This window comes from Hydrogenobacter subterraneus (assembly GCF_055390195.1).
Genome location: NZ_AP042473.1, coordinates 1,461,142 through 1,478,024, shown reverse-complemented (window position 1 = coordinate 1,478,024; position 16,883 = coordinate 1,461,142). Strand labels below are relative to the sequence as shown.

Genomic DNA, 16,883 nt, shown 5'->3' with positions numbered 1-16,883 from the left:
TTGGAAAAGGGTAAGCCTGTTGCGGCAGTTTATGGTCCAGAAAGGGTAGAGGTGCCAGGGATTGACTTAAGCAGTATTAAAAAGCTGGTTAAAGACCTTGGAGGACAGTACTTTCATAGAGAAGCACATTATAACATTTATGAGAACTATCTTATCGTAAGCCTTCTAAAGGCTTATCCAGAAAGCCCATTGGCAAAGCTTCATGTGCTTAACACAGAAAGGACCATACTTGGATATCTACTAAACTGGATAAACTTTGACAAGCTTATAGAGGAGAAAACAAGGGAGCTTGATAGGTTATACCTTCTTTTGGAGACTTCCGAGTATGCTACACAGGCATACAACAACATAGACACCTTTTCAAAGCAGGTGCTTGAAAGGCTTGATTATATTCTCAACATGGATGGGAGTGTTTTTTATATGTGGAACAAGAACGCAGAACTTCCAGAAAGGATAGTATTTTCCAGCGGCTTCTTGGCGAACTTCCCAGACATAAAAACTTATGAGCTTTTAAAGGAGGTTATAGAAAGCTCAGAAATGTATGGGATGGATAGGGATTACATGTATTGTAAGTTTGAGGAGAATTTTTACTTTTACCAATCTGGTATGGTGGGGCTTAGAAGAGGAAGGAGCTTTGATAAGGAGGAACTGCTCTTTTTCAAAACAGTGGGCAACCAGCTCTTTCATGTGGTAAGGCTTATGAAGGTTATAGAGGACCTACAAAAGGCACAAGCAAGCATAAGGTTGCTAACTGAATACGACCCTCTTACCATGCTCTATAACCGAAAAAGCTTTGAAAAGATCTTTGAAAGGGAGATAGAAAGGACAAGCAGGTCTGGGGAGCCTTTATGTCTTCTATTTATGGATGTGGATAACCTTAGGGTTATAAACAACACTTATGGATACTTTGTTGGAGATTTGGCCCTCAAGCATGTTGCAGAGCTTATAAAAAGAAAAACAAGAAAGTTTGATATTGCTGGCAGATTGGGAGCTGACGAGTTTGGCATATTGCTTCCAAGAACAAACAAGATGACTGCAGAGTCCATTGCAGAAAGGCTAAGACAAGAAATTGCAGATACGCCACTTGTGGTTGGAAAGGATAAAATACATGTAAACATAAGCGTGGGTATAGTGTGTTATCCCTTTGATGCAGAGAAAAAAGAAGAGATCTTTTCCCTTGGTGAGGCTCTTATAGCTCTAATAAAGAGGGAGGGCAAGGGCAAGGTAAAGAAGGTGGAAGAGCCTATAAGTAAGATGCTTCCTGCCCTTAGAAAGGTTGAGAAGGAAATATTAGAGGCTTTTGAAAAGAGAGCTGTTGATGTACTTTTCCAAGAGATATTAAATGTACATACTAATACTGTGGAGGGTTTTGAGGCGCTTATGAGGTTATATGTGGATGGTGGCTTTTTGCCTGCGGGAGACTTTATACGTAGGGCGGAGGAGATGGGAGTAATACGTGAATTGGATAAAATAATGGTGGAAAAGATTTTTGAAGGCGCATCTAGATTTAAGAATAAGGATTTCTTCCTGTTTGTAAACCTCTCCCCGCAAAACCTTACGGAGGATTATATGAAATGGGTTGTAAGTATGGTGGAAAAGTATGGTATAAAGTCAAGCAGGTTGGTTTTTGAAATAACGGAAAGGGAAGCCATACAGGATATAGTGGAGGTCGGCAACTTTATAAAAGGTATGAAGGAGTTTGGTTTTAAGTTTGCCATTGATGACTTTGGCTCAGGCTATGCGAGCTTCATTTACCTTAAATACCTACAGGTGGACTTTCTTAAGATTGAAGGAGAGTTTATAAAAAGTGTAAAAGATTCTGTGATTGATAGAGGATTTGTGAAAAGTATAGCGGATATTGCCAAAGCACTGGGTATAAAAACCATAGCGGAGCATGTGGAGGATGAAGAAACTCTCAATATACTCCTTGAGCTTGGAGTGGATTATGCCCAAGGCTATTACATAGGCAGGCCCGCACCCATGGAAGAAAAGATTAAGGCCTACTTCTCCAAAGAAATAGGCCAATGAGTTGAAAGACTGAATTTAAAAAGAAGACCATCAAGGTTGTGTATATGGTAGCCTTATACCAAAAGTCCATGGGATAGACCCTTAGTAGCATGTCTTCATCTCTGAATCTCCAAGAGTATGGGTCAAAGAAAAGGTTATGAAAGGCAACAAAGAGCCACTCATAGTTTGTCAAAGAAACAAAAAACACAAAAAGGGCAAAAAGCTCCAAAAGCAAAGCTCCAAAGAAAAGCACCTTTCCCATCTCTTTTAAATTTTTCAAACTAAGGAAAAGCAAAAGCCAAGCTGGAAGTCCAATGTACAAAAAACCAAAGAAAAGGCTCAAAAGCCTTTTTACATCCTCCATGTGCTTTATCTCTCTATGGTTAAAAAGCCCAGAGTTTTTAAAGTCTTCCATACCCTTATCTGATAGCACAGACCTTAGCCCAAGCTTTGCTATGTTTAGCCTTTGTTCATAGGGCATGGGGTCTGGAGGGAGGTCTACCCTTGGGTAAAGAAAATCTATAAAAGCTCCAGTAAAGCTAAGCCTAACACAGAGTAAGGTTAAAAGCACAGGAAAGAGAAGTATAAGAAGGGCTTTTATGGGTTTCATATTTTGGCTGGTGCAATTGCGGTTCTCCTGTCCCACATCACAAGGCCTATGAGAATGCCCATACCGCTGAAGAGGATACCAAAGCCCCAGAGCATAAAGGTTTGAAGATTGTCAAAAGGCACCTCACGGGAGAATGAAAAGGCGGTTAAAAGTAAAACGGCTAAGAAAAATTTCTTCATATCTTAAATTATATGCCAAAGGGGCGGGTGGCTCTAAGCCACCCAATTAGGTCAATACCCTCTTGTGTTGGTAGGTCCCGCATGGCAGGCAATACAGGACTTTTGATTTCCAACCACTTTGACCAAGCCAAAGCTTTCCGCTATTCTTTGATGCTTGGCGTGTATGCTCTCCAAAGGTTTGAACTTTCTTACCTGTGGCACGTTTATACCTTGATGGCATTGGTAGCAGGTTAGCATGGCCTCTTTCCAAAGGCTTACAGCCTTCTCTTTGTTCTTCTCCTCAAGAGCCTTTGGAAGCTCGTTATAGAGGATGTTGTTCCTGTGTTTTACCACAGCTTTTAGGTCATCGCTCCATTGGGCCACCATGGGTCCTGCTAAAGCCATGTTCTTTCCGCAGGCAGAGATTCCAGTGGGGCTTTTGATAAGCCTTAGGGCCGCATCAAACTCACCCCTTTCTATATAGCCTCTTAGGGCCACAAAGGAGAAGAAGGTCTTGTAAGCTCCAGCCTTAAAGTTTAGCCTAACATCCGCCAAGTATCTTCCCGCTTGCATCACATGTTCCTTGTTGGCACCTCCCACCACCAGTATGTTTTTGCCATCTTTTTGGACAAGCTTTATAGTGGGCTTTTCAAAGCTAAGGCCAAGCTCTTTTACTATGCTGTTGTTCGTTCCAACCACTATAAGGTTTTGGTAGCTGAGGTCCTTTAGCCTTTGGTCGCTTACCAAAAGCTCGGGCATCCTTGACTGCTTTACATCCTCCGCATTAAAGCCTATATCTTCTGTCCACTGGCCAAGGTAGTAGGCTATCCTGCCCGCAAGGGCCACTACTTCTGGGTCCTCTTTTGAGCCATAAACTATGAGAGTGTTGGGTATGGTGGCATCCTTCACAAGGGCTGGCGTGCCAGTCCATACCTCACCGTATTTAACGTATGGGAAAAGCCTGTCTGCAAAGGGTGGGTCAATGACAGGCTGAGAGAAGGCTATGCCAGCTATGGCGCTTAAAAGCATAATCTTTCTCATCCTTCGCCTCCTTATTTTTTTATCGGGGTGAGGGGACTTGAACCCCTGACCTTCGGCTCCCGAAGCCGACGCTCTGCCACCTGAGCCACACCCCGTTAAGATAAAATTTTATCCATCAAAAACTTTTCTATCTTATCCCTCCATTTTTTGGCCACAAAAAGCACTTCCTCTTGGTCAAGGGTCTTTAACTCTCCCTTCTCTATCAATATTTTACCTTTGCATATGACCGTATCTATATCGGAGGACTTGGCAGAGTATACAAACTGGGCTATGGGATCATAAAGGGGCTGAAGGTGTGGCCTGTTTGTATCTACAAGGATAAGGTCCGCCTCGTAGCCCACCTCCACCTTGCCCGCCTTTATGCCTACGGCCCTAAAGCCCTCCTCCGTGGCTATTCTCAAAGCAGTTCTTGCATCCATGGCCTTTGCGTTAAGGCTTGATCCCTTTTGGAGCTTAACCATTACGCTTAGCTCTTCAAGCATGTCCAAGTTATCGTTGGAGGCAGGCCCGTCGGTGCCAAGGCATACATGAATGCCTCTTTTTACATAATCGCTTATGGGGGCTATGCCAGAGGCAAGCTTTAGGTTGCTCTCGGGACAGTGAAGCACCTTTGCACCGCTTTCCTTTATCATCTCCCTCTCTTCCTCTGTGGTCCAAACCACATGGGCCATAAGGAGCCTGTGGCTAAGCAATCCAAGGCTATGAAGGTGTTCCACTGGCCTTTTTCCAAACCTTTCAAGGGATGCCTCCACCTCTTGCTGTGTCTCCGCCGTGTGGGTGTGGATGTATACATCCTCTTCTAAGGCAAGCTCAAGGGATTTTTTGAGGGTCTGTGGTGAGCAGGTATAGACCGCATGGGGACAAAGCACAGGAAAGACAAGGTCGGAGTTTTTAAACTCCCTTATAAAAGCTTTTGCCCTCTGTAAATACTCCTCTGGGCTTTTTGCCACCTTTGTGGGAAAGTCCAAGATGCCAAAGCCAAGGCCAGCCCTTATGCCAGCCCTTTGGGCCACCTCCGCCACAGCTTCCTCAAAGAAATACATATCCATAAAGAGGGTTGTGCCAGACCTTATGGACTCCGCAATGCCTACGAGGGCTCCATCCCTTACAAACTCTGGAGATACAAACTCACCCTCCAAAACCCATATGACCTTTTGAAGCCAGTCCATAAGGGGAAGGTCTGCACCAAGGCCTCTTAGAAGGCTCATGGATATATGTGTGTGCATGTTGGCAAAGGAAGGGAAAACCACCCTACCATCGGCATGTATGGTTTGCCTTGACTCTTTTTGAATGTCTTCCCCTATCTCCACAATAAGGCCATCCTTTATGCCTATGTCTACAAGTCTTCTTCCCTCTGGCAATAGGGCTTTCTTAATCAACAGGTCCAGCATGGCTTATATTATATTCTTTGTGAAGGTAGATAAATTCTCCAAAATGCTCCAGCTTCAAAGGGTAGAGCTTGAAATAAACAGGGTAAATACAGCCATAAGAAGGCTTCAAAGCCAAATAGAAGAGGCCATAAGGAAGATTGAAAGCTTAAAGGAAGAGAGAGAAGGGATAGCAAGGAGGATTGAGGAGATAAAGAAAGAGATAAAAAAGCAAAGGGAACAGATAGAGGAGTGTAGGGAAAAAGCAAAGAGGGCGGAGGAGAGGCTAAGTCTTGTTAAAAAGGCCGAAGAATATAAGGCACTTTTGAGGGAAAAGGCGAAGAGAGAGGACTGTGTTATAAAGCTTTCAGAAAGCATAAAAAGGCTTGAAGAGGAGTTAAAGGCCCTTGAAGAAAAAAGGGAAGATAAAAGGTTTATAAAAGAGACTCAAGAGCTGGAGGAAGAACTTTCCGACCTAAGATACTCACAGCTTAGGCTAAACACAAGGCTTGAGGAATTACAAAAAGAACTTGAAGAGTTAAGGAGTAAAACGGAAGAGTCTATACTTGAAGAGTATGAAAGGCTAAAGAAAAAACACGGCCTGCCCATCATACTTCCCATAGATTCTCTTGGTGCCTGTACCAACTGTGGAACAAAGCTACCATCAGCTCTGTATTCAAGGCTTATAGCTGGCGATGTGGGAATTTGCCCATCCTGCGGAAGGCTTGTATACCATGAAGAACAAGTTTAAGAAAATCCTTATAGATTATGACCCATACCTGCTTTTTGCTTTGGCAACCCTTTGCCTTATAGGCCTTGTGGGCGTGTATAGCGCCACATACAAGGGAAGCCCTTCTCCCCTCTTTTTGAAGCAGAGCCTTTACATCTTAGCGGGCTGGTTTATCATCCTACTCCTTTCAAGGCTAAACTTTAGGATGGTCTTTGATATGGCCCCAGCCATATACTTTTTAAACCTCTTTCTTTTGGTGCTTGTGCCCATAGCTGGCAAGACGGTCTATGGTGCCAAAAGGTGGATTGACTTGGGACCGGTTAGCATCCAACCATCAGAGCTATTTAAGTTCTCCCTTTTGGCCTTTTCCCTATATACCTTGAGCCACACAAAAAGGCTTTTCAGCAAAGAGTCCCTCATTCTTATTTTGGCCTTTGCCATACCTTCCCTCTTTACCCTCAAACAGCCAGACCTTGGAACCACCATAACTTACGGAGTTATACTTATCACGCTACTTTTCCTCTATGGTGCAAAGCTAAGATACTTTATACTGTCGGGCCTTACCTTTATTTTACTTTCTCCCGTGCTTTGGCACTTTTTAAAAGACTATCAAAAGGAACGGATTCTTGCGGTTATTGACCCTTACCAAGATTACCATGGCAGTGGCTACCAGCTCATTCAATCTATGATAGCGGTAGGCTCTGGTGGCCTTTTGGGTAAAGGTTTTTTGCAAGGCACCCAATCCCACCTTCTCTTTTTACCAGAAAAGCACACAGATTTTATTTTTTCCGTAATAGCTGAGGAATGGGGCTTTCTTGGTAGCTTTTTAATAATTTCCATGCTTTTTTTAACCTTTTATAGGATCCTTCTTTATGCCTTAGATATTCCTCACAGAGTAGAAAGACTATACCTTGGCACCTTTGCAGGCCTTTGGCTCTTTCAAACTTCTGTAAACCTTCTTATGACTATGGGCTGGGCTCCTGTAGTGGGCATACCCCTTCCCTTTGTAAGCTATGGGGGAAGTAGCATTCTCACCTTTTCCACCCTTTTTGGCCTTGCCCTCTCCATCATAAGAGAGCACAGAAACAGGCCCATAAAGTTTGAAAATGCTTAAAGGCCTATACATACACATACCTTTCTGCTCTCACAAATGCCCTTACTGTGATTTTGTATCCTTTGTGGACCAAAGTGTGGACCACTGGGAGTATTTAGACCTTCTTTTGAAAGAGATAGAACTCTACAAGGACAATGACTTTGACCTCAGAACCATATACTTTGGGGGCGGGACTCCTTCCTTGATAGACCCAAGGCTATACCAAGGCTTTATGGAAAGACTTTCCAATCTTTTGGACCTCTCTAATGTGGAGGAGATAAGCCTTGAGGCAAACCCGGAAAACTACACATTGGAAGAATACAGATATTTAAGTTCCATAGGCTTCAACAGGATAAGCCTTGGAGCGCAGAGCTTAAGGGAAGAAGGACTAAAGGCCCTTGGAAGAATTCATTCTGTAAAAGACACGCTCAAGGCCCTTGAGAACATCCACAGAGCTGGCTTTGAGAACATAAACTTAGACCTCATCTTTGGCTATGAGGGCCAAAGCCTTGAGGACCTAAAAAAGGAGCTTGATATGTTAAAGGGCTTACCAATCACTCACCTTTCCTTTTACCTTCTTACACCCTACGAGGACACCCAGTTTGGAAACCTATACAGCAAAGGCCTTTTGAAGCTTCCCTCCGAAGACACCATAGGGGATATGTATGACCTTATCTGTGATAGCCTTGAGGCCATGGGCTTTTTGCATTATGAGATATCCAACTTTGCCCTTCCTGGCTATGAGTGCAAGCACAACCTTCTTTATTGGACCCATGAGGAGTTTTTGGGCCTTGGAGTCTCCGCATGGAGCTTTGTAAATCACACACGCTTTGGAAATACAAAGAACATAAAGCTATACGCTCAAAAGGTAAAAAGTGGAAAAAGGCCCGTAGAATACCAAGAGTTCCTAAAAGGCAAAGACCTTTTATACGATTACATCTTTGTTGCCCTTAGGACAAAAAGGGGTGTGGAAAAAGACCTTTTGTCTATTCCAGAAGAGCTTTTGGAGTTTTTTGAAGAGGAAGATGGAAGGTGGAGGCTAAACAGGAAGGGTATGCTGGTTATAAACGAGATACTTTTAAGGCTTAAAATAAACTTATGCTAAATAGGAGAGAGTTTTTAAAGTATGGTGGGTCTTTTGCTCTCCTTTCTCTTCTTCCCTCCTGTGCGGAAGCTACCACAAAAGGGCCTCTTTTAAACCTTCTTCCGGAACAAAAAGAGATAGAGATAGGAAGGTCCTATGTGCCTTACGCCATAGAAGAGTTTGATGGATTATACCCAGACAGGGAAGTTCAAAACTATGTAAAAGGTGTAGGCCTTATCCTTACAAAGGTGGCAGAAAGAAGACTGCCATATGAGTTCTATGTGGTAAACTCCTCTCAAGTCAACGCCTTTGCCCTTCCGGGTGGGCCGGTTATGATAACAAGAGGATTACTTCTTAGGTTAAACTCGGAAAGCGAGCTTGCCAACGTGCTTGCCCACGAGCTTGGTCACCTAAACGCAAGACACCATGCAAGGTTTTTAGAAAAGCAGTTTGGCCTTAGTCTTCTTTTGAACATAGGGGCCTTGCTCTTGGCAGACAAGCCTTACGGGCAGGTGCTTTTGCAGTTTGGACAGATAGGTGCGGGGCTTTTGAGCCTAAAGTTCAGCAGGGACCAGGAGAGGGAAGCGGACCAGTATGGCCTTCTCTATGCCTACAAGGCTGGCTATGACCCAATGGGCATGATAAGAGTTTTTGAGACCTTTAAGGCTATGGAAAAAAGAGAAAGAGCGCCCGAGTGGCTCTCCACCCACCCACTTCCAGAAACAAGGATGGCCGAGGTAAAAAGGATGATAGAGACTTTTAAGCCTACAGGCTACTTTATAACAGACACCCAAGACTTCCAAGTTGCAAAGGAAAAGCTTTTTAAGACAAAGCCTTCCTTTGATGAGTTTGACAAAGGAAAGGTTGCCTTTGCCAAAAAGGATTACAGTCAGGCAAGCAGACACTTCCAAAGGGCCATAGAGCTTTATCCAGAGAACTACACAGCAAGGGCCTATATGGCCTACATACTTGCCATGGAAGGAAGGACGGGGGAGGCCGAAAGGCATTCAAGTCTTGCACTAAGGACCATGCCCGATGTTTTCCTTACAAACTTTGTGCATGGCTATGTAAAGTTTGCCCAAAGGGAATATCAAGAGTCTTTAAGATATCTTCAAAAGGCAAACAGGCTCATACCGGACCATGCCTCCACCCACTACTACCTTGGAAGGAACTACGAAGCCCTTGGACAAAGAGAAAAGGCCATAGAACACTACAGGATAGCCCTTGAGCTATCTCAAGGCAAGGCGCCATGGGCGGAGGATGCAAAAGAAAGGCTAAGAAGGTTATAATTTTCTCATACGCCGAGTGAGAAATTAATTAGGAAGCTGGGATACCATCATACCTTCTTGCAAAAAATAAATGAGACAAGAAATGTAGAAGCACGGCATGCCGTGCGACTACTAATAAAAAATCCAAAAGTAGTGGCGGGTCTTGAACCCGCCTGATGTTTTATAATCTGGCAGGTTTAAAACCTGCCACTACAAAGGATGAATTTCTCACCCCACGTATAAGAAGGTTATAATTTTCTCATGGAAATTTTAATGGGCGTTGGAAAGGCTGGCCTAAAGTCTGGAGAAAAACCAGACATACTTGTAGTGCTTTTGCCACAAACATGTAGTGCTTCCTTTCTTTTTACAAAAAATCACTTTAAATCTGCCAGCGTGCTTTACTCCCAAAAGGTCTTTAATGGAAGGGTAAGAGCTATGGTGATAAACAGCGGGAACGCCAACTGTGGCGTTGGGAGGGAAGGGCTTTTGCATGCGGAACTTATGGCAAAGAGGGTGGCAGAAAAACTTGATGTGGAAGAGGATGAGGTGCTTGTCTTTTCCACAGGTGTGATAGGAAAGCCCTTACCCATAGATAGGGTACTTTCTGGTATAGATTCTGCCTGTGAAATCCTTGAACCCCTTGACCTAAAAAGGGCAAGCGAGGTAATATCAACCACGGATAGCTTTCCCAAGTATGACTTTGTTAAAAAAGGCAAGCTGGAGGTCTTTGGCTTTGCAAAAGGTGCTGGTATGATACATCCCAACATGGGAACTATGCTTGCCTTTGTCTTTACCAACGCAGACCTAAGGGAGGATATCTTGGAAAGGCTTCACAAGGACATAAACGATAGGACTTTTAACTCCATAAGCGTGGATGGATGTATGAGTACCAACGATAGCTTTGGCCTCATAAGCCTTGGGTTTGTAAAGGAGGACCTACAAAAGGTGAGCGATGCCATAGAGGAGGTCTCACTTAGCCTTGCCAAGAAGATAGTTCAAGATGGTGAAGGAGCCACAAGGGTCATAAAAGTGGTGGTAAAGAACGCATCACTACAGCTAAAGGCAAGGCTTATAGCCCAGGCGATAGCCACCTCAAACCTTGTAAAGACGGCAGTATTTGGAAAAGACCCCAACTGGGGAAGGATAGTGGCGGCGGCCGGTTCTACAGCCTTTCCTATAGACCAGTTTAAGCTAAAAGTTTATATAGGAAGCCACCTTGTATACGATGGAAAGGTGCATCCCAAGGCCGTAGGGAATGCCAAGAAGTATATGGAAGAATCTCAGGAGATTGAGATAACCCTTGACCTTATGGAAGGAAAGGAAAGCTGGACCTACTACTCTTCCGACCTTACCTACGACTATATAAAGATCAACGCAGAATATACCACTTAGGCTATATTTATAAACTATGATGAAAGCCATACCTTATATACTAACGGCTATCCTTTTGATTATGGTCTTATTCTTTGCCTTGGAACACAAGAAGGAGGATGAAGGCTTATCTTCTTACAGGCCACCGGTGGAGCAAAGCCTTCCAAACTTTACCTTTAAAACCCTTGATGGCAAGGAAATTAGCCTGAACGATTTTAGAGGAAAGGTCCTTCTTGTAAACTTCTGGGCCACCTGGTGTCCACCTTGTAGGGAAGAGATGCCCATCTTTGAAAAGGAATACAAAAGGTGTAAGGACAAAGGCTTTGAAATACTGGCTGTGAACATGGATAGCTCTGAAGGGTCTGTAGAGAAATTTTTGCGTGAGAACCCTGTATCCTTCATTATAGTAAGACCCACAGATAACCTTGAAAAGGAGCTAAAGCTTATGGGTTTTCCCACCTCTTACCTTTTGGACAAGGAAGGTAAGATATACCGTATAAGGTTGGGTGTTTATAGGGAGCTTGATAAGGACTTAAAGGAACTTTTGGGATGCTGATTGTGTTATAATTTAAGGCCGGAGGTTTAGGATGGCAAAGGTAAAGATGAAAACAAACAGGTCTGCAAAGAAGAGGTTTAAGATAACGGCTACTGGCAAGATAAAAAGATATAAAGCGGGCGGAGCCCACTACAATACTCATAAGTCAAAGGATAGGAAAAGAAGGTTAAGGAAGCCCACCCTTGTCCACCCCAGCTGGGAAGACAAGGTAAAGGGCATGTTAAAGGAATTCTAACCAAAGAGGTCTCTCCATAGACCTCTTGCCCACTCCTCATATCTCTTTGCCGTTGTCTCTTTCCTTTGGTTATCCTCCCTATGGGTGGGTATGAACCTCTTTGATACTGCATCATACCTAAAGGCCGTTTCCGTCATTATGGCCTCTCTATCGTTTACCATGGCGTAGCATATCATCTGCATATACTCTTCTTTGACCTCTTTGCCCTTTAACCTTGCGTTTATTATCTTTGCCACAAGCTTACCCTCTGAGTGTGCAGCATATCCACTTTTTGGAAGATAGCTCTGAGATGCATCACCTATAACGAAAACGTTTTTCACAGAAGTTTCAAAGGTAAGAGGATTTACCTCTACCCACTTTTGACCCTTCTTGAGAAGTCCAGCTTCTTGCAAAAGCCTGTTTGCCCTCATGGGCGGTATTACATTGGCAAGGTCATACTTAAAATCTCCATGCGATGTTTTTACAATCCTTTTATGCACATCTATATCTCTTACGTGAGCGGAAGTTACATAAGTTGCCACATCCTTATATAGGTCATAGTAGGCTGAAAGAAAGCCTTCTGAGTTTATAAGGGGTCTTTCGTTGGCGTCTATAAAGTATATATGTGCCTTTATCTTGTTTCTTTTTATCATGCTTGCCAATAGGGCTGCCCTTTCGTAAGGAGCGGGTGGACATCTGTAAGGTGGTGGTGGCACTGTTATGACTATATCTCCACCTTCAAAGTCCTCTATGAGCTTTTTAAGGTATATATGCTCCGACCCAGGCCTAAAGGCTGGAGGGTTATATACAAGGGAATCTCTGTAAAATGGATAATCTTCTATATCATAGTCTATACCCGGTGATAGCACAAGATAGTCATAGGATATATATCCAGATGAGGTCCTTACTACCTTTTTATCAAGCTCCACTCCAAGCACCTTATCGTTCAAAACCCTTATGCCATGTTTTACCTCAAGCACGTTGTAGGAAAAACACAGAGGCGTAAGCTCCATAAGGCCAGCCAAGAAGTGGTTTGACACGGGGCAGGACATGAAGAAGGGCCTTTCTTCAATGAGAACCACATCAAGGTTAGGATTTTCCTTCTTTAAATACTTGGCTACAGTGACACCTCCATAGCCACCACCTACTATAACTACTTGGGCCTTAAGCCTATTTTGTGCCTTTGAATATACAAAAAGAGGTGCAAATACCTACAAGGGCACCACCTACGATAAAACTCCTTCTACTAACACCTGATAACTGATTTGACATATTTATCCACCTCCATAACTATACATTTTTCCACAAGCTCTTTGGCCTTTGCAGTAGAGCCATACTGCTGTCTTAGGTCTGCCTTGTAGTTATCAAAGAACTGGTCAAACTGGTCCTTACCAAGAACTCCCACGGCATAAAATTGGCCATTCTCTTCTTGTAGCACTATGGAGGCCAAAGGAACCTCTGGGGGACCATCTAAGACCTTTGCACCTTCCTTTGGGTCGTATAAACCTAAGTGGGCACAACACTGGATTATACCGGCCTTTTTTGTGGTCTCAGATGGCTTGTCTGGTGGATAGTAGTTTATAAAAGAGTAGTCCTTTGTAGGATAACTCCACTGGTGGGCGCATATGGCAGAGTAGGCTACTATACTCTTTTTTGACCCCACGCCCCCTGGCCAGAGGTAGCCAAGCCCATCCTTTAGCTTTATCTCCACAGGCTTTATCTCCTGGTCCAGATTAAGAAGATAACAAGGAGTGGAAACAAAGGGATAGAAGAATATGTAATTGTTATGGGGCTTGAGGTCTTCTTCCTTTAGAGGAGACCCATCCTCTTTGACAAGGAGGGCCTTTTTGTAAGTTTTTAGCATTCCATCCTGTTGGCTTGCCAGCAAATTGGAGAAAATACTGGCATCCAGCATGGAAGCCACTGCCACGGTTCCACAAGTTTTTATAAAGTCTCTCCTATCCATTCCTATTCACCTCTCTGTGTTATATATGCAAATTCCATGCCACGCTTTGGAAGGCTTGTATACTTCACAGAGCATTGAGAAGGGTGTTTTGTGTTGCAACATGTGATGCAAAGGGGGCAAGGCCCCCTTAAGATTATGCGAACATGTCCTTATACATAGACCTTGCCCATTCATAGGTAGCCTTTGCCAAGGCTTCAGACCTTTCGTTTATCACCTTGGGCTTTGGAACTATCTTCTTTTCCTTTTCGTTGTAGTCGTAGGTTACGTTTATAACTATAGCCTCCTGGGGTGATCCGTTCACCATGGAGTAGCAGGTGTTGTCTGGAAGGGTAGGCTTGTATTCTTTGCCCGCTATCCTTGAGGCAATTATCTTTGCCACTATCTTACCTTGCGAGTTGCCCATATGTCCGCTCTTTGGATAAGGCACTCCACCTATAACATCTCCCACCAAAAAGACATTGGGGTCGGATTTTGCTTGGAAGGTTAGAGGGTCCTGGTCTGCCCAACCGGTGGGCTTGCCATCCTTGTCCTTGGCTATAAGGTCTGCCATCCAAACAAGCTCTCCCGCTTGGTGTGGTGGTACAAGGTTTGCATCGGCAAACTTAAATTCGCCTGCGGTTGTCTTTATTATCTTCTTTACGGGATCCACTTCCTTGATGGCCGCCTTTGGCACATACTCTACTATGCCAAGGTATACCTGCTCATAAGCAGCCCTAAAGCCTGGACCCTTTGGAGCTATGTCATCCTTGGGGTCAAGTATAACCACCCTTCCCTTTACCTTGTTTCTCTTAAAGACTTCTGCTATCATGCAAGCCCTCTCATAAGGCGCTGGTGGGCATCTGTAGGCTCCCGGAGGTACGGTGATTATAAAGTCTCCCTCTTCAAACTCATGAACCTTTCTCTTCAAGGCCAAGTGTTCAGAACCTGGTATGAATGCCGCTGGATAATGCACTCTGGTGTAGTTTATCATGTCCTTGTTGTCTCCAAACCAAGCCTTATAGTTGTACTTTATGCCGGGTGCAAGCACCAGGTAGTTGTATTCTATGTAGCCGTGGGGAGTATAGACCCTCTTTTTGTCCCTTTCTATGCCTATGACCACTGCGTTTATAAACTTGTAGCCATACTTGGAAGCTGGCTGGTTGTAGTCATGGGAAAGAAAATCCAAGCTCACAAGGTCTGCTAGCCACTCATTGGATATGGGGCAGGAGAAGAAGTTTGGCCTCTTCTCAATAAGGATAACCTCTATGTTTGGGTTTTCCTTCTTGAGGTACTTGGCTACTGTCAGCCCAGCCCATCCACCGCCGCATATTACAACCCTGTTGCCCTTAGGTGATGGAAGCATAGCCTCCATCTTTACCACTTTTTCTGCCGCTGCAAAGATGGGCTTTGAAGAAAGCCCTGCTGCCAAAGCCCCTACTCCTACAGACTTTAAAAGGTCCCGCCTTGTAATCATGCTATACCTCCCTATAAAGCGTTGTTAAAATCATACTTCTTAAGGAATGAGCTTGTCAATAAGAAAATCTTTGAGGAACCATTAATTAGGCTTATTTAAGCCTATCCTTATATGCTTATAATCAAAAGAGTCAAAAATTAACCAATTTTAAACCTTCTGCTTATATTTTATACTTTTACAAGCTTTGTTTGGAGGTAGGACATGCCAAGAAAGGGCGCAGATATTGTGATAGAGGTGTTAAAAGAAGAAGGCGTGGAGGTGATCTTTGGGCACCCCGGCGGTGCTATAATGGAGGTCTACGATGCCCTATACAGGGATGGTAGTATAAGGCATATATTGGCAAGGCATGAGCAGGGTGCTGGGCATATGGCAGAAGGCTATGCAAAGGCCACTGGTAAGGTTGGAGTGGCCATGTCCACCTCTGGACCCGGTGCTACAAACTTAGTGACAGCCATTGCGGACGCCTACATGGACTCTGTGCCTGTGGTCTTTATAACAGGACAGGTTCCTACACACCTTATAGGTAACGATGCCTTCCAAGAGGTAGATATAGTGGGCATTACAAGGCCCATAACCAAGCACAACTTTTTGGTCAAAAGGATAGAGGATTTGCCTTTAATAGTTCGTCAGGCCTTTTACATAGCTAAGACTGGAAGACCTGGGCCAGTTCTTGTGGATATACCAAAGGACATAACCCAAAAGCTAAGTGATGTGAAAATACCAACCATTGAAGAGGTAAAAGAGTCTCTACCGGGTTATAAGCCACACCTTGAGGGCAACCTACAGCAGATAAGGAGGGCCGTAAGGCTTATAATGGAGGCCAAGAGGCCTGTGCTTTATGTGGGCGGTGGTGCAGTACAGGCGGAGGCCCAAAGGGAGCTGGTGGAACTGGCGGAACTTATGAAGATACCGGTGACCACCACCAACATGGGGAAGGGTGCCTTTCCTGAACTTCATCCCTTGGCTTTGCATATGCTTGGTATGCATGGCACCTACTATGCCAACATGGCAGTTTATAACTGCGACCTTCTTATAGCCATAGGGGCCAGGTTTGACGACAGGGTTACAGGGAAGATAGAAGAGTTTGCCCCGCAGGCCAAGATCATCCACGTGGATATAGACCCAGCTTCCATCTCAAAGAACATCGTGGTGGATGTGCCCATAGTGGGAGATGTAAAGATAGTCTTGAGGAAGATTCTTGAGGAGCTAAAGAGGGAAGGTGCAAAAATACTATATCCAGAAGAAAGACAAAAATGGCTTGAACAGATAGAGGCATGGAAGAAGAAATATCCACTCACATACACAAGGTCCAACAAGGTTATAAAGCCACAATACGTTATAGAGCAGATATACGAAGCTACAAAAGGGCAAGCCATAATAGCTACAGGCGTAGGCCAGCATCAGATGTGGTCCGCCATGTTCTATAAGTACTCTTTCCCAAGGCAGTTTATAAACTCCGGTGGCCTTGGCACCATGGGCTTTGGCTTGCCGGCGGGCATAGGAGCCAAGATAGGAAGGCCAGACAGGGAGGTCTTTGTTATAGACGGCGATGGTTCCTTTATGATGACCATGCAGGAGCTTATTACGGCAGTGCAGTATAGGGTGCCTGTAAAGATAGCTATAATAAATAACGGTTATTTGGGAATGGTGCGCCAGTGGCAGGAGCTTTTCTACGAAAAGAGATATTCAGAGGTAGATTTAAGCATCCAGCCAGACTTTGTTAAGTTGGCAGAGGCCTGCGGAGCCGTAGGCTTTAGGGCAGAAAAGCCATCGGAGGTAAGGGAGATAATAGAAGAAGCCCTTAAGATTGACGATAGGCCCGTTCTTATGGACTTCCACGTGGATAGGGAAGAGAATGTATTTCCTATGGTGCCTGCAGGAAAGTCCTATAGGGAGATGATACTGGAGGATGGCAAAAAGTCTGTAGAAGCGGAGACCATGTACTTGGTTGGATAAAGGAGGTAG

16 protein-coding genes and 1 tRNA gene are annotated in these 16,883 nt (G+C 44.2%); 9 read left to right on the top strand and 8 right to left on the bottom strand.

The window, feature by feature from the left end; translation table 11 throughout:
* On the top strand, positions 1-2,028 hold the full coding sequence (locus ACZ5GB_RS08115) for a putative bifunctional diguanylate cyclase/phosphodiesterase (RefSeq protein ID WP_464326720.1): 2,028 nt from the start codon (positions 1-3) through the stop codon (positions 2,026-2,028).
* On the opposite strand, the gene ACZ5GB_RS08110 is transcribed toward ACZ5GB_RS08115, so the two are convergent.
* The 5 genes from ACZ5GB_RS08110 to ACZ5GB_RS08090 all read right to left on the bottom strand — a co-directional run bounded on the left by ACZ5GB_RS08110 (position 1,994) and on the right by ACZ5GB_RS08090 (position 5,207).
* Positions 1,994-2,617 carry a TIGR01906 family membrane protein gene (locus ACZ5GB_RS08110; RefSeq protein ID WP_464326719.1) on the bottom strand — a complete coding sequence of 208 codons (624 nt, stop codon included), beginning with the start codon at positions 2,615-2,617 and terminating at the stop codon, positions 1,994-1,996. The genes ACZ5GB_RS08115 and ACZ5GB_RS08110 overlap by 35 nt on opposite strands.
* Positions 2,614-2,796 (bottom strand): hypothetical protein, encoded by a 183-nt coding sequence (locus ACZ5GB_RS08105; RefSeq protein WP_464326718.1) that lies wholly within the window; start codon positions 2,794-2,796, stop codon positions 2,614-2,616. Before ACZ5GB_RS08105 ends, ACZ5GB_RS08110 begins: the two co-directional genes overlap by 4 nt.
* A 51-nt stretch (positions 2,797-2,847) precedes the next feature.
* Complete coding sequence (locus ACZ5GB_RS08100; RefSeq protein WP_464326717.1) at positions 2,848-3,816, bottom strand: cellulose biosynthesis cyclic di-GMP-binding regulatory protein BcsB; 969 nt, start codon at positions 3,814-3,816, stop codon at positions 2,848-2,850.
* Between the two features lie 22 nt (positions 3,817-3,838).
* Positions 3,839-3,911, bottom strand: a tRNA-Pro gene (locus ACZ5GB_RS08095).
* Positions 3,912-5,207 carry an amidohydrolase gene (locus ACZ5GB_RS08090; RefSeq protein ID WP_464326716.1) on the bottom strand — a complete coding sequence of 432 codons (1,296 nt, stop codon included), beginning with the start codon at positions 5,205-5,207 and terminating at the stop codon, positions 3,912-3,914.
* 19 nt (positions 5,208-5,226) lie between these two features.
* On the opposite strand from ACZ5GB_RS08090, the gene ACZ5GB_RS08085 reads away from it, so the two are divergent.
* The 7 genes from ACZ5GB_RS08085 to rpmI all read left to right on the top strand — a co-directional run bounded on the left by ACZ5GB_RS08085 (position 5,227) and on the right by rpmI (position 11,520).
* Positions 5,227-5,934, top strand: a complete 708-nt coding sequence (locus ACZ5GB_RS08085) for a zinc ribbon domain-containing protein (RefSeq protein WP_464326715.1) — start codon at positions 5,227-5,229, stop codon at positions 5,932-5,934.
* Entirely contained in the window at positions 5,918-7,027 is a 1,110-nt protein-coding gene (rodA, locus tag ACZ5GB_RS08080) for a rod shape-determining protein RodA (protein ID WP_464326714.1), read from the top strand. The genes ACZ5GB_RS08085 and rodA overlap by 17 nt, the downstream gene beginning before the upstream one ends.
* Positions 7,020-8,111 carry a radical SAM family heme chaperone HemW gene (gene hemW, locus ACZ5GB_RS08075; protein WP_464326713.1) on the top strand — a complete coding sequence of 364 codons (1,092 nt, stop codon included), beginning with the start codon at positions 7,020-7,022 and terminating at the stop codon, positions 8,109-8,111. The genes rodA and hemW overlap by 8 nt, the downstream gene beginning before the upstream one ends.
* Positions 8,105-9,379, top strand: a complete 1,275-nt coding sequence (locus ACZ5GB_RS08070) for a M48 family metalloprotease (RefSeq protein ID WP_464326712.1) — start codon at positions 8,105-8,107, stop codon at positions 9,377-9,379. Before hemW ends, ACZ5GB_RS08070 begins: the two co-directional genes overlap by 7 nt.
* Before the next feature lie 240 nt (positions 9,380-9,619).
* The gene (gene argJ / locus ACZ5GB_RS08065) at positions 9,620-10,750 is read left to right on the top strand and encodes a bifunctional glutamate N-acetyltransferase/amino-acid acetyltransferase ArgJ (protein ID WP_464326711.1); all 1,131 of its coding nucleotides are present in this window, start codon (positions 9,620-9,622) and stop codon (positions 10,748-10,750) included.
* 16 nt (positions 10,751-10,766) lie between these two features.
* Positions 10,767-11,285, top strand: a complete 519-nt coding sequence (locus ACZ5GB_RS08060; protein ID WP_464326710.1) for a TlpA disulfide reductase family protein — start codon at positions 10,767-10,769, stop codon at positions 11,283-11,285.
* Positions 11,286-11,316: 31 nt separating this feature from the next.
* Entirely contained in the window at positions 11,317-11,520 is a 204-nt protein-coding gene (rpmI, locus tag ACZ5GB_RS08055; RefSeq protein ID WP_464326709.1) for a 50S ribosomal protein L35, read from the top strand.
* Here the strand turns inward: rpmI and ACZ5GB_RS08050 are convergent.
* The 3 genes from ACZ5GB_RS08050 to ACZ5GB_RS08040 all read right to left on the bottom strand — a co-directional run bounded on the left by ACZ5GB_RS08050 (position 11,517) and on the right by ACZ5GB_RS08040 (position 14,918).
* Positions 11,517-12,650 (bottom strand): NAD(P)/FAD-dependent oxidoreductase, encoded by a 1,134-nt coding sequence (locus ACZ5GB_RS08050; RefSeq protein WP_464327828.1) that lies wholly within the window; start codon positions 12,648-12,650, stop codon positions 11,517-11,519. The genes rpmI and ACZ5GB_RS08050 overlap by 4 nt on opposite strands.
* A 95-nt stretch (positions 12,651-12,745) precedes the next feature.
* On the bottom strand, positions 12,746-13,465 hold the full coding sequence (locus tag ACZ5GB_RS08045) for a Rieske (2Fe-2S) protein (protein ID WP_464326708.1): 720 nt from the start codon (positions 13,463-13,465) through the stop codon (positions 12,746-12,748).
* 133 nt (positions 13,466-13,598) lie between these two features.
* A complete protein-coding gene (locus ACZ5GB_RS08040) occupies positions 13,599-14,918 on the bottom strand; it encodes an FAD-dependent oxidoreductase (protein WP_464326707.1) in 1,320 nt (439 codons plus the stop codon).
* Positions 14,919-15,119: 201 nt separating this feature from the next.
* On the opposite strand from ACZ5GB_RS08040, the gene ilvB reads away from it, so the two are divergent.
* Positions 15,120-16,874, top strand: a complete 1,755-nt coding sequence (ilvB, locus tag ACZ5GB_RS08035) for a biosynthetic-type acetolactate synthase large subunit (protein ID WP_464326706.1) — start codon at positions 15,120-15,122, stop codon at positions 16,872-16,874.
* The last annotated feature ends 9 nt before the right edge of the window (positions 16,875-16,883 follow it).

What these genes read in the sequence shown, in the direction of transcription:
- ACZ5GB_RS08110 (WP_464326719.1), bottom strand. Translation starts at nt 2,617, where the DNA reads ATGAAACCCATAAAAGCCCTTCTTATACTTCTCTTTCCTGTGCTTTTA.
- ACZ5GB_RS08105 (WP_464326718.1), bottom strand. Translation starts at nt 2,796, where the DNA reads ATGAAGAAATTTTTCTTAGCCGTTTTACTTTTAACCGCCTTTTCATTC.
- ACZ5GB_RS08100 (WP_464326717.1), bottom strand. Translation starts at nt 3,816, where the DNA reads ATGAGAAAGATTATGCTTTTAAGCGCCATAGCTGGCATAGCCTTCTCT.
- ACZ5GB_RS08090 (WP_464326716.1), bottom strand. Translation starts at nt 5,207, where the DNA reads ATGCTGGACCTGTTGATTAAGAAAGCCCTATTGCCAGAGGGAAGAAGA.
- rodA (WP_464326714.1), top strand. Translation starts at nt 5,918, where the DNA reads ATGAAGAACAAGTTTAAGAAAATCCTTATAGATTATGACCCATACCTG.
- hemW (WP_464326713.1), top strand. Translation starts at nt 7,020, where the DNA reads ATGCTTAAAGGCCTATACATACACATACCTTTCTGCTCTCACAAATGC.
- ACZ5GB_RS08070 (WP_464326712.1), top strand. Translation starts at nt 8,105, where the DNA reads ATGCTAAATAGGAGAGAGTTTTTAAAGTATGGTGGGTCTTTTGCTCTC.
- argJ (WP_464326711.1), top strand. Translation starts at nt 9,620, where the DNA reads ATGGAAATTTTAATGGGCGTTGGAAAGGCTGGCCTAAAGTCTGGAGAA.
- ACZ5GB_RS08060 (WP_464326710.1), top strand. Translation starts at nt 10,767, where the DNA reads ATGATGAAAGCCATACCTTATATACTAACGGCTATCCTTTTGATTATG.
- rpmI (WP_464326709.1), top strand. Translation starts at nt 11,317, where the DNA reads ATGGCAAAGGTAAAGATGAAAACAAACAGGTCTGCAAAGAAGAGGTTT.
- ACZ5GB_RS08045 (WP_464326708.1), bottom strand. Translation starts at nt 13,465, where the DNA reads ATGGATAGGAGAGACTTTATAAAAACTTGTGGAACCGTGGCAGTGGCT.
- ACZ5GB_RS08040 (WP_464326707.1), bottom strand. Translation starts at nt 14,918, where the DNA reads ATGATTACAAGGCGGGACCTTTTAAAGTCTGTAGGAGTAGGGGCTTTG.
- ilvB (WP_464326706.1), top strand. Translation starts at nt 15,120, where the DNA reads ATGCCAAGAAAGGGCGCAGATATTGTGATAGAGGTGTTAAAAGAAGAA.